The organism is Bacillus sp. TE8-1 (assembly GCF_008368855.1).
In the GTDB taxonomy this organism is placed as follows: Bacteria; Bacillota; Bacilli; order Bacillales; family Bacillaceae_G; genus Bacillus_A; species Bacillus_A cereus.
In genome coordinates this window covers 200050-212156 of record NZ_QPET01000011.1, presented here as the reverse complement: position 1 = coordinate 212156, position 12107 = coordinate 200050, and the positions used below count along the sequence as shown (strand labels likewise).

Here is a 12107-nt window from a genome sequence, read left to right as displayed (position 1 = left end):
ACAGGCCCTTTCTTTCTATTATATTATGCATTTTGATTAATGACAGTATAGTTTTTATGACTTACAACTGTAAGAGGTTCCATATCTAGTTCTCTAAAATTCTTCATAATTGTTATATCAACAATAACAGAGTTTTGATTTACTTTTTGAACACGGCCTTGCATTCCACCTTTAAATTCGATGATATCTCCAGTTTCTGCGATCTGCATAAGCAACTCTCCTTGTTACAGTTTTCCCAAAAAAAGAATAAATTTGGGTTTTTTTATTTCCTCCTATTTTGAACCATATTTCCTACTTTGTAAATGTTTCCAAAGTAAAAATTCGAAAAATATTCACTTTTTGTAAGAAAATATGTAGAAAATCCATGTTTTTTGAAAAAAATAGCAAAAATGCGAGAATCTTTATATCGAGGTATAATGAAAAAGTAGAATAACCTGCTGAAGTGGGAGAAATTAGAGGCGGTAAAATGATGTTTGAATTTGTGGGGAGTGTTATAGCTTTAATTTTATTTTTATTTTCTTATATGCATTTAAAAAAGATTCGTCAATATGATACGAGTACATATTTTGATGGGATGGATGGTATCCATGCTTCGATAACACATGATAATGGTGGGGAGATGTAAAGGTATATAACTTTATTTTCTTACGTGGTATGATGTTTAGAACTAGTGCATAATAGAGTTCATAAGTGATGAATGGAGAGTGAAAAGAATGAAGATTTCTTTTATTCGTCATGGTCGCTTAGATTGTACTATAGAACCAATGACGGTTACATCCTTTCATGAATGGATAAAAGGATATGACTTACATACTATAACAGAAAAACAACCTATACCATTGGAAACAAGAGAAGCGGTTGAAGTAGCGAAATTGATTGTAACGAGTGATCAAAAGTGTGCTGTACAGTCAGCAGCTGAATTAATGGATTCTTTATGTTTTATACAAAATTCTCTTTTTAGGGAAGTGGCAGTTCCGGCGAGCTTTTATGCGCCAAAATGGTTGAAGTGTAAACTTAACGTATGGATGTGTATTGGACGAGCATTATGGATACTTGGTTACCATAAAAATGTTGAATCTTATAAGGAAGTAAGAGAGAGGGCAAGGCAAGCAGCTTACGTATTACATCGTTATGCTCTCGTACATGGAAGTATTGCTCTTGTAGGTCATAATTATTTTAATTCGATGATTGGAACGGAGCTGAGGGCAATGGGATGGTCTGGTTCGCCTATTTTGCATAGAAAGCCATGGGGATGTACAACATATACGTTTCACGAGGCGATGGATGGAAATATATTAAATACGAATTTAACATAAAAGCACACGATTTATATAAATCGTGTGCTTTCTTTTTAAGATACAGAAATTTTGACGTTTAATGGTTTTACGAGATGAGCATAAGGTTCGCCTACTAGCATAACAATTTCATCTTTTTTATAACCTAACTTTTCGTATAGTGAATAGGCGCGTGTGTTTTCTAAATTAACAAGTAAAGCGATTTTTTCATGCCCTTTTTCAGTTGCATAGATTTCGGCAACTTCAATTAATTTAGAACCGATACCTTTTCCGCCGTGTGCACTTGAAACTGATAGTGTATCAATGTAATACTCATCAAGCTCAGCTTCTTTTTCTAACGTAATTGATTCATCTTTATGTAATTCTCTTAAGTGATGTACAATTGGTGCGTCAAGCTGTGTTGCTTCACTACCGTGATAAGCGACAATAACTCCAACTGCACTCTCGTCTTGTTCATAGACAAAACAGTTTTCGTAGCTCAGACGGTTATTTTCTTTTGAGAACCATGTCTCAAGTCCTAGTAATACTTCTGCTTCATCTGTGCTACCTGTGATTTTTTCAGCAATTTCATGCAGAGCATTATACAATAAAGGAGCTATTGCCATTGCATCTGTCTTTTTTGCTTTCCGAATCATAGTATCCCTCCTAGTTCTATTTGTATATTGTAGCATAGTGGTATGGAACTTTGCATAATTGAATGCCGAAATGTTTGATATAGAGAAGTAGCTATGTTAGTATATGATATTTAGTGGACATATAGTAAAACGATATTGTTTGCGAAATAACGAAAATAAAATCATGGCATAACAACGAGATAAAGTGAAACGTTAATCAGTAAGATTTTTTGTTCATTCCACGACTGATTAGTAGTCAACACCAATCGCACTACCTGCAAATAGCGGGATAAATTTACAGTTGTTGACCTATAGAATATACGATAAAATAAAATATTGCAGAGAGGTGAAATACATGGATAAAGAATTAGCAAATACAATTTTAGATCAGCTAAAAAATGGTGAAATAAAGGAGTATGTTGTTACGAAAGATGTATTTTATACGTTCAGAGAAGTTGTTGTAAATAGAGAAGACTTTAAGCATTTCATTGGTAACGCACAGCGAGGCGGGCAAGTGATTTATACATATTCAGAAACGCCACGTTCATAAAGGGGAATTTTGATCAGCAGGGCATCTCTCACTGATTAGTAGCCTTTCACCAATCGGACGTTTAATGCGGGATAAATAAAAGATAAAGGAGAGGGGAATTATGGGCGATTTTAAACAAGGCATTTTACCACATTGGGATTATATGTGGAAAGATAGAGCCGGCAATCGATTTATGGGAATGGTTATGTATCCAGAGAAACGAAAATGTTCAGCAAAAATGCTTCAGAAAATAAAAAGAGCATATGAAGAAGCAGTAGAAATTAAAGTAACTGTACAAGTTCGACATACATATCAGTACGTAGAAGGAATGATTGTATACTTTGATGAAGAGGCTCCGGTATGTACAATGATTGATAAAGATGAAAATCCGCATCATATATTTGTAAAAGATATTTTGCGCATTGAGCACTCTGAATAAACTTTTCATAAATAAATTGAAGTTCCATAATAATAATCTTTTTCTATAATAGTTATCTTTTAGTATGTAACGAGAAACGAAAGTATATGTATAATATATTTAATAAGGTAAATTTGATAAATGTAATCGTTTTTTAGAGCAGATTATAGTTTCATATCTGTTCTTTTTTGCGTGATGCTGGAGAAATATATTTCTTCAGCATCTACCGTTTTATGACAAAATATATTGTTAACTTTTTTAAAAATAAGGTTAAATTCGTTGACAACTTTTTTGAAAAGCACTTTATTGACATGAGTTTTAGAATGTTGTTTCATAGTCATTGTATTGAAAAAAAACGGCTATCATGTCGAAAAGTAAAAGTTAAAAAAAGAAAGAATTTATACATATATCTTGTGTCTTATTTTGAAACGTAATACAATATATAGAGAAATCAAGAACAACATATAGAGAATATAGATTTGAGAGGGAGGGTCGGAAATGTTAGTTGCATATGATTCTATGACAGGAAACGTGAAGCGTTTCATTCACAAATTAAATATGCCGGCCGTTCAAATTGATGAAGATCTAGTAATAGATGAAGACTTTATTCTTATTACGTATACAACAGGTTTTGGCAATGTACCAGAACGTGTTTTAGACTTTTTAGAGCGCAATAATGAAAAATTAAAAGGCGTATCTGCAAGCGGCAATCGTAACTGGGGAGACATGTTCGGTGCAAGTGCTGACAAGATTTCTACTAAATATGAAGTGCCTATTGTATCAAAATTTGAGTTATCTGGAACAAATAACGATGTAGAATATTTTAAGGAAAGGGTGCGGGAGATTGCGACACATTGAACTGAATAATGAAATCACGCAAATGCAGGACGGTTTTTATCAGCTTCATAAAGATAAAGAGGCATTAGAAGTCTTTATGGAAGAAGCTAGAGAGAATACCGTTCCTTTTAATAGCGTGGCAGAGCGAATGGAGTATATGAAAGAACATGATTACTATTACAACGTTCTGGACGAGTATAGCTTGGAGGAAGTAGAGGAAGTATATAACATCGCTTATGGTGAAAACTTCGAGTTCCAATCTTATATGGCAGCATCTAAGTTCTACAAAGATTATGCGTTAAAAACGAATGATCAAAAACAATACTTAGAAAGCTATGAAGATCGTGTAGCAATTGTTTCATTATACTTAGGACGCGGTGATGTTTCGAAGGCAAGACAATTCGCAAGCATGATTGTAAAACAAAACTACCAACCAGCGACACCAACCTTTTTAAATGCGGGAAGAAGCAGAAGAGGAGAAATGGTGTCTTGTTTCTTGTTAGAGATGGACGATAGCTTAAATTCGATCGGCTTTAACATTAATACTGCGATGCAATTATCGAAAATCGGCGGGGGAGTAGCTTTAAACTTATCTAAGCTACGCGCACGCGGTGAGCAAATTAAAGGTATCGACAACGCTGCAAGTGGCGTAGTACCTGTTATGAAATTGCTTGAAGATTCGTTTTCATATGCGAATCAGCTTGGCCAACGAAAAGGTGCCGGTGCAGTATATTTAAACATTTTCCATTGGGATATTATTGAATTCCTTGATACAAAAAAAATAAATGCCGATGAGAAGAGCCGTATTCAGTCTCTATCAATCGGAATTATCGTTCCAAGTAAGTTCTTTGAGCTTGCTGAGAAAAACGAACCTTTCCATGTTTTCGCGCCTTATACGGTTTATAAAGAATATGGCAAGCATTTAGATGATATTGACATTGATGAAATGTACGATGAATTAATGAGCAATCCGAAAGTGAAGAAGAAGCCACTAGATATTAGTGCACGTGATATGCTTATTAAAATCGCTATGATTCAGCTTGAGTCTGGTTACCCATACTTAATGTTTAAATCAAATGCAAATAATCAACATCCATTGAAGGATATTGGAACTGTGAAGATGTCGAACTTATGTACAGAAATCTTCCAGCTTCAAGAAACTTCAGAAATAAATGATTACGGTACAGATGACATTATCCGTCGTGATATTAACTGTAACTTAGGATCGTTAAATATCGTAAACGTAATGGAAAATAAAGAAATTCGTGAAGCAGTTCATGCGGGAATGGAAGCTTTAACAGCTGTTTCTGATATGACGATTATTCCGAATGCACCAACTGTGAAAAAAGCAAATGACGAGCTTCATTCAGTTGGACTTGGAGCAATGAACTTACACGGATATTTAGCAAAAAATAAAATCGCTTATGAAAGTGCAGAAGCGAAAGAATTCGCTCGTACATTCTTTATGATGTTAAATTACTACTCTATTGAGAAAAGTATGGAAATCGCTACAGAAAAAGGCGAGACATTTAAGGACTTCGATAAATCTGATTATGCGAATGGCACATACTTCGAAAAGTATGAAACGACAGATTACAGCCCAGTAACTGAAAAAGTTCAGCAACTATTTGAAGGAATTCATATTCCAACAAAAGAAGATTGGACAAGTTTAAAAGAGCAAGTACAGAAGAATGGTTTATACAACTCATATCGTCTTGCCATTGCTCCAACACAATCAATCAGTTACGTTCAAAATGCAACTTCAAGCGTAATGCCGATCGTAAGTCAAATCGAATCAAGAACATATGCGAATGCGACAACATATTATCCAATGCCGTATTTATCAAAAGATACGTTCTGGTACTATAAATCTTCTTACGATATGAATCAGTTTAAATTAATTGATTTAATCGCAGAAATTCAAGAACATATTGACCAAGGAATTAGTACAATTCTTTACGTTAATAGTGATATTTCAACACGTGAATTAGCACGTTACTACATCTATGCACATAAAAAAGGCTTAAAGAGTCTGTATTATACGAGAACACGTAAATTAAGCGTGGAAGAGTGTGTGGCTTGTACCGTTTAATATAAAAAGTGAGACATGATGAGCAGGGTTTTCTGAACCCTGCTCATGCTTAGTTATCATATTTAGAGAAGGGGCGATTTAATGCGTGCGGTAAACTGGAACAAAAAAGAAGATGATTTTAGTTTAATGTTTTGGAAGCAAAACATCGCTCAGTTTTGGACAGAAGAAGAAATTGCGGTTTCGTCTGACAAAAATACTTGGGTGCAATTATCGAAAGAAGAGCAAATTGCTTATAAGCGTGTATTAGGTGGTTTAACACTTTTAGATACGAAACAAGGTGGCGAAGGAATGCCACTTGTACTGGTTCATCTTGAAAATTTACAAGCGAAAAGTGTATTAGCTTTCATGGGAGCTATGGAAGAAGTACATGCGAAAAGTTATAGTCACATTTTCACAACATTAGCTACAGAAGAAGAGATTGATGATATTTTTGATTGGGTAGACAATCATCCGTTACTTGAGAAAAAAGCTGGTATTATTACTAGTTACTATCGTCGTTTATTAAAGCCTGAAGTAACAAAAAAAGAGTTATACATGGCAATGGTAGCAAGTGTGTTCTTAGAAAGTTACTTATTCTATAGCGGATTCTTCTATCCACTTTACTTAGCTGGTCAAGGAAAACTAACAGCAAGTGGTGAGATTATCAACTTGATAATTCGTGATGAGTCAATTCACGGCGTATTCGTCGGTATTTTAGCACAACAAATCTTCGCAGAACTTTCTGCAGAAGAGCAACAAGAAGTGCAAAAAGAAACACAAGATTTATTAATGGAACTATATGAAATTGAAATGGCCTATACAGAAGAAATTTACACTTCTATCGGTCTTGTAGAAGATGTAAATCGTTTCGTTCGTTACAATGCGAATAAAGGGCTTATGAACTTAGGACTTGAGCCGAAGTTTGAAGAAGAAGAAATTAACCCAATCGTTTTAAATGGTTTACGTACAGATACGAAAAACCATGATTTCTTCTCTGTAAAAGGAAATGGTTACGTAAAAGCAACGAACGTTGAAAAGTTAGCTGACGATGACTTCGTGTTTAACTTTTAATATAGGATTATAAAGAAAAACTGTCTTATTCATTGATAAGACAGTTTTTCTTTATAATTTTGTTTACATAACACTATTATTTTTGTATAGCGATTTATATTTGGGAAGTTCTATTCGTTTAACGGATAGAACTTTTTTGTAATTAAATGGGTATTTACAAACCTTTTGTATCGGTGTATTATTTAACTAGTACACCGATACAAAAGGAGGGAAGAAATGAAAATAGAGTTTTCTCCAAATACACCAATTTACATTCAGGTAATGGAATACATAAAAAAAGAGATCGTAACAGGACATTTATTGCCTGGTGATAAAATTCCCTCTGTCCGTGAATTAGCGAGTGAATTACAAGTGAATCCAAATACGATTCAGCGTACATTTCAAGAGCTAGAACGGGATGGAGTTGTTGTCACACGTAGAGGAATGGGACGGTATGTAACGAATGAAGGGGAGAAAATTATGGAGCTGCGAAAAGAGATGGCGAAAGAATTACTTCATTCTTTTATAGATGGAATGGACAATTTAGGTTTTTCAGAAGAAGAAATTCTTACAATTCTTCGTTCTTCATTACATGATAAGAGGGAGGAGAGCCAATGACAGAGCTATTGAAAATAGAAAACTTATGGAAGAGATACGGATTAAAAGCAGTGATCCGTGAATTAAACATAGAGATTACGGAAGGGAAAATCGTTGGGCTTGTTGGAGATAACGGGAGCGGGAAAACGACGTTATTGAAAATGATTGCAGGCTTGCAACACCCTTCTGAAGGTAGTATTACAATAGACGGTAAAAAGGTAGGGTTACAGACGAAAGAAATTGTTTCATTTATGTCCGATAAGCCAATCTTTGATGATTGGATGACTGTAAAAAACGCTTTATTTTTCTATCGAGATTTTTATAAAGACTTCGATATTCAAAAAGCGGTAGATACGATTGCAGAATTTAAAATACCGTTAGAAGAAAAAATTACAGCATTGTCAAAAGGTATGGTTGAGAAGTTGCAGATTATTTTAACGTTTTCTCGAAAAGCGAAGCTATATGTACTGGATGAGCCATTGGGCGGGATTGATCCTCTTTCTAGAGAACATGTATTGGATCTAATTCTACAGTTCTATAGGGAAGATTGTACGATATTAATTTCCACTCACTTAATAAATGAAATTGAAAATATTTTTGATGAAGTGATCTTTTTAAAAGATGGAGAAATGGGTCTATATGAAAATGTAGAAGAAATTCGTTTTCAGAGAGGAAAAGCAGTTCATGAATTGTTTAAGGAGGTGTTTAGTAAGTGAAGTCAGTACTTTCCTATTTATGGAATGTAAATAAGAAAAGATATATTGTTACTTTTTTATTCTTTGTGCTAATTGAAGCTGTGTTATTTTCACAAATGATTGTAAGAAAAAGTGATGCGGCTATCAGTAGACAAGAGGGTATATTTGGAATCATTATGATTATATTTTTCTTTTATATTGTTTATATGTTTATACAAACAATGAAATCATATTCACGCTTACTAACTAATCCAATGTTACGACTTACAGCAATATCTGGGAAACAATATGTAATTTCTATGCTTATTTTCTCATTTATCGCAATGGCTATATGGTATGGGATATGTGGAATTCTTTTCTACGTAAGTTATGTATTAGCTTTTCCTACGACTTCTGTATATGTAGAAGCAAAAGAGATTATGCAAGTAGGCATAATTAATAATTTAATATATACGATAAGCGATTTATTTGAGTTTTTGTTTAGTGTTTTACAAATCATATTGGTAATTACTCTAGTAAAGTTACTTACGAAAAAGAAAAAGGCGCAAAATATACTAATCGTTATTATTTTTCTAGTAATAAATATCGCGATTACTTTAGCGACAACCTTGCTAGGAAAATTAGCTCCAGCTTTCCAAGTATTGCGAAGAGTAGAATATCATAGTGAAAGCAAGAGTCTGTTTATTAATATGTTTCAAGAAAATGGATTTAACATTTTTAATATAAGTTTCATGGTAATGGTTAGTGCTCTAATAATATATGTAATTGCTTATATTATCGATAAAAAACTAGAAGTCTAAAGGAGGAATCAGCATTGGGAAACGTAGTAGTAAAGTTAGAGAATGTTCGAAAAAAGATTGGTGGAACGGAAATTATTCGTGGTTTATCATTTGAGGTTCGTGAAGGAGAAGTATACGGATTCCTTGGACCGAACGGTAGCGGTAAGACGACGACGATCCGTATGATGACAGGTCTTATTTCAATGACAGAGGGCGATATTACAATTTGTGGACATAGTATTCGCTCGGAGCGTGAAAAGGCACTAGAGCAAATTGGAGCGATTGTAGAAAATCCTGAACTATATGATTATATGACAGGAATGCAAAACTTAAAGCATTTTGCGAACATGGCCATTACACCAATTAGTAAAGAGCGCATTGCTGAGATTGTAAAGCTTGTTGAGTTAGAGCATGCGATTCATAAAAAGGTGAAAACATATTCACTTGGTATGAAACAACGTTTAGGAATTGCACAGGCATTACTTCATCAGCCGAAAATCTTAATTTTAGATGAGCCGACAAATGGATTAGATCCAGCTGGTATTCGCCAAATTCGTGATTATTTACAACGTTTAGCGAAAGAAGAGAATATTGCTGTAATCGTATCAAGTCACTTATTGAGTGAAATTGAATTAATGTGTGATCGCGTCGTTATTATTAAACAAGGTGAGTTTGTACAAGAGTACAACTTACATGAAAAAGTGAAACATGATGAGGCAGTCGTTGTAGCGTTTGAAGTAGATGAAGTTCAGAAAGCGAATGAAATCATTAAAGGTAAAGCAAAAGGGAATGTAATTGTAGCATCTGTAACAAAAGACAACATTCCGCAACTTGTAAAAAAACTTGTTCATGCTGATGTGCTTGTATACGGAGTTACTGTTCAAAATAAAACGTTAGAGGATGAGTTCTTAGCGATTACTGGGGGAGTGAAAGCGTAATGTTTAAATTAATTCAAAATGAATTTTTAAAGTTGCATGCGAAAAAAGGTATGTATATTTTAATTGGTGTCATTGCTTTATTGGAGATTTTAGGAGCAGTAGTACTGGCGAAATGGGGTGAAGCTGGTAGTTTAAATGGATCTTACTTAGATTTTGTAAGTTCAGATATCGGCTTAATTATGATATTCGCAACGATTTTTGGAATTACAACAGCTTCGCGTACAATTACAGATGAATTCCAAAAAGGAACGATTAAACAATTATTAATTCGTCCAAGAAAACGAATGACAGTTTTATTTTCTAAATATATTACAGTGTTATTAACGATGTTATTTATTGTATTTGCTAGTACGTTAATTGCTATGATTATTGGATTAATTGTAATGGACGGTAGTAAAACTGAATTAACGTTAGGAATTGTTTTAAAAACAATATTATATCAGCTGCTATCACCATTTTTCTTTGCAACACTTGCATTTTTCTTAGCAAACGTATTTAGAAAATCTGTATTACCATTAATTATTACGATGTTCCTATTCTTCTTACAAGGTGCAATTAATATGGTATTAATAATGTTTGCAAAAGGTGTAGCGAAGTTTGTAGTATTCAACCATTTGGATTTAAGAGCTTACGATAGCAATAAATTAATCAATGGTGGAATGGAACCAACATTTACAGAATTTACGTTTACAACTTCATTATTACTTGTAGCTGCATACTTTGTTGTGTTACTTGTAGCATCAAGTGCATTATTCCAAAAACGTGACGTATTATAATAAAAGAAATCCCCGCTTGTAAAAACGGGGATTTTTATTACATAAATTTCACTTGGATTGCAACTTGAAGAACAGCGATATGGTATTTTAAGAGATATGCTGTTTAAAAAAATGAGAAAAATAGGAAGGATTTCAACTATATTCATATTATAATTTAGTTATCCTGCTATTTATAGGGAAAGGATTGCCTATAAAGTACTAATTAAAGTTTTATTTTTACTATCTTTGGGGGTGTTTTATATGCACTATGCATTTTCACGTATAAGGCTACGTAGCTTTTTTGGATGGATGATTATAGGGGTGTTCCTTATAATGATTCCATTAGATCTAACAAATGTTTCTGAGAATACGATGGAGGTTATTTCACAAATAACTGTATTTTTTGTATTTCCGTTACTTTGGCTATACGTAAAAACAAATAAAAATAATGTTGTATTTAACAGTTTTTTTGATAAGCCAGGACGTTTATCTTGGGGATTAATTGTATTAGCAACGATAATGGGGATGATTTTTTCAGTTGGCATATCTCAGATTCAATTTTACATATTAGCACATACGTTACCGAATTTCTTAGTTACTATGCTAGAAGACGGAAATGTTATTAATACGAGTAACGTATATATGACGATATTTACTTTCATTTCAGCATGTGTGTTAGCACCTATTATGGAAGAGGTTATTTTTAGGGGATTTTTCTTACAGCGAATGGCTTATAAATGGGGAATTAAAAAAGCTGTAATTATATCTTCAATTATTTTTGGCTTAGGACATTTTGATGTTATTGGTGCGTTCATGTTTGGTGTCGTTATGTGTCTTTTATACATAAAGACAAAAAATATATGGACGAATATAGCTGTGCACGCTCTAAATAATTTGATTGCAACAAGTATGCAATTTTTCGGTGGAGAAGAAAGCGGTACAATCTCAATTACTGAATTACAAGCGCAAAGTAATTTATGGATTGGTATCGGTCTTACAGTTGTTGGATTGCTTTGGTTAATTCCTTATGTTTGGAAACAATGGCGTACAGTAAAAGAAGTTGGCGTGCCACCAGTACGTTTTATAAATGAGCAAAAAGTAGTGAGTTCATCACAAGAAAATGAAGTGTATAGTCAAGTGATCTTAACCGATAGATTGATGGCCATAGAGTTACCAGATGAGGCTGTAAATAAGCTTCGGTTAGAAGAAAATGATTATGTAACAGTATCTGTAGAAGAAGATAAAATCGTTATAAAGAAAGCACATAATAGATAATTAAAAAGTAGCTCCTAAAGAGCTACTTTTTAATTTGTAATAATTTCTACTCGAAAATTATTACCGTTCTTTACATATTTAATATCTGTAACAGTGCGGACCGTCTTTAAAATCTCCACTTTTTCACCAATTCGCGGGATGGTTGGAACATTGTCCCAAATACCAAGCAAGTCATCTAATTGTGCCGTTTTTTCATAAAACCAGATTTTCAATGTAAAGCCCCTTTCTCGAACTTTATGTATTTTAATACATAA

The 12107-nt window shown here is 33.6% G+C and carries 16 protein-coding genes; 13 read left to right on the top strand and 3 right to left on the bottom strand.

The window, feature by feature from the left end:
• Nucleotides 1-23: 23 nt before the first annotated feature.
• Nucleotides 24-209, bottom strand: coding sequence for a YkvS family protein (locus DN404_RS09405; protein ID WP_001165082.1), 186 nt, complete (start codon nucleotides 207-209; stop codon nucleotides 24-26).
• A gap of 260 nt (nucleotides 210-469) precedes the next feature.
• On the opposite strand from DN404_RS09405, the gene DN404_RS30475 reads away from it, so the two are divergent.
• Nucleotides 470-625, top strand: a complete 156-nt coding sequence (locus DN404_RS30475) for a hypothetical protein (protein WP_000461431.1) — start codon at nucleotides 470-472, stop codon at nucleotides 623-625.
• Between the two features lie 88 nt (nucleotides 626-713).
• Nucleotides 714-1316 carry a hypothetical protein gene (locus DN404_RS09400; RefSeq protein ID WP_000703102.1) on the top strand — a complete coding sequence of 201 codons (603 nt, stop codon included), beginning with the start codon at nucleotides 714-716 and terminating at the stop codon, nucleotides 1314-1316.
• Between the two features lie 35 nt (nucleotides 1317-1351).
• Here the strand turns inward: DN404_RS09400 and DN404_RS09395 are convergent, their stop codons facing one another.
• Complete coding sequence (locus DN404_RS09395; RefSeq protein ID WP_000619544.1) at nucleotides 1352-1930, bottom strand: GNAT family N-acetyltransferase; 579 nt, start codon at nucleotides 1928-1930, stop codon at nucleotides 1352-1354.
• A gap of 334 nt (nucleotides 1931-2264) precedes the next feature.
• Between DN404_RS09395 and DN404_RS09390 the strand changes: the two genes are divergently transcribed.
• The 11 genes from DN404_RS09390 (at nucleotide 2265) to DN404_RS09335 (ending at nucleotide 11853) form a co-directional block, all read left to right on the top strand.
• On the top strand, nucleotides 2265-2459 hold the full coding sequence (locus tag DN404_RS09390; protein WP_000356684.1) for a hypothetical protein: 195 nt from the start codon (nucleotides 2265-2267) through the stop codon (nucleotides 2457-2459).
• Between the two features lie 100 nt (nucleotides 2460-2559).
• The gene (locus DN404_RS09385) at nucleotides 2560-2877 is read left to right on the top strand and encodes a hypothetical protein (protein WP_000502205.1); all 318 of its coding nucleotides are present in this window, start codon (nucleotides 2560-2562) and stop codon (nucleotides 2875-2877) included.
• A 477-nt stretch (nucleotides 2878-3354) separates the two neighbouring features.
• The gene (gene nrdI / locus DN404_RS09375; protein WP_000959447.1) at nucleotides 3355-3714 is read left to right on the top strand and encodes a class Ib ribonucleoside-diphosphate reductase assembly flavoprotein NrdI; all 360 of its coding nucleotides are present in this window, start codon (nucleotides 3355-3357) and stop codon (nucleotides 3712-3714) included.
• Nucleotides 3701-5785 carry a class 1b ribonucleoside-diphosphate reductase subunit alpha gene (nrdE, locus tag DN404_RS09370; protein ID WP_001215839.1) on the top strand — a complete coding sequence of 695 codons (2085 nt, stop codon included), beginning with the start codon at nucleotides 3701-3703 and terminating at the stop codon, nucleotides 5783-5785. The genes nrdI and nrdE overlap by 14 nt, the downstream gene beginning before the upstream one ends.
• Before the next feature lie 81 nt (nucleotides 5786-5866).
• Nucleotides 5867-6835, top strand: coding sequence for a class 1b ribonucleoside-diphosphate reductase subunit beta (nrdF, locus tag DN404_RS09365; protein WP_001203028.1), 969 nt, complete (start codon nucleotides 5867-5869; stop codon nucleotides 6833-6835).
• 216 nt (nucleotides 6836-7051) lie between these two features.
• Nucleotides 7052-7432, top strand: a complete 381-nt coding sequence (locus DN404_RS09360) for a GntR family transcriptional regulator (RefSeq protein WP_000687512.1) — start codon at nucleotides 7052-7054, stop codon at nucleotides 7430-7432.
• Entirely contained in the window at nucleotides 7429-8127 is a 699-nt protein-coding gene (locus DN404_RS09355; RefSeq protein ID WP_149214986.1) for an ABC transporter ATP-binding protein, read from the top strand. The genes DN404_RS09360 and DN404_RS09355 overlap by 4 nt, the downstream gene beginning before the upstream one ends.
• A complete protein-coding gene (locus tag DN404_RS09350) occupies nucleotides 8124-8906 on the top strand; it encodes a hypothetical protein (RefSeq protein WP_000843921.1) in 783 nt (260 codons plus the stop codon). Before DN404_RS09355 ends, DN404_RS09350 begins: the two co-directional genes overlap by 4 nt.
• A 14-nt stretch (nucleotides 8907-8920) precedes the next feature.
• Nucleotides 8921-9823: an ABC transporter ATP-binding protein gene (locus DN404_RS09345; protein ID WP_000528788.1), complete on the top strand. Its 903-nt coding sequence runs from the start codon at nucleotides 8921-8923 to the stop codon at nucleotides 9821-9823.
• Entirely contained in the window at nucleotides 9823-10599 is a 777-nt protein-coding gene (locus DN404_RS09340; RefSeq protein WP_000475435.1) for an ABC transporter permease, read from the top strand. The genes DN404_RS09345 and DN404_RS09340 overlap by 1 nt, the downstream gene beginning before the upstream one ends.
• A gap of 240 nt (nucleotides 10600-10839) precedes the next feature.
• Nucleotides 10840-11853 (top strand): CPBP family intramembrane glutamic endopeptidase, encoded by a 1014-nt coding sequence (locus tag DN404_RS09335; protein WP_000558806.1) that lies wholly within the window; start codon nucleotides 10840-10842, stop codon nucleotides 11851-11853.
• A 29-nt stretch (nucleotides 11854-11882) separates the two neighbouring features.
• Here DN404_RS09335 and DN404_RS09330 read toward each other — a convergent pair whose 3' ends face one another.
• On the bottom strand, nucleotides 11883-12065 hold the full coding sequence (locus DN404_RS09330; RefSeq protein ID WP_000707107.1) for a DUF3913 family protein: 183 nt from the start codon (nucleotides 12063-12065) through the stop codon (nucleotides 11883-11885).
• Between the last annotated feature and the right edge of the window lie 42 nt (nucleotides 12066-12107).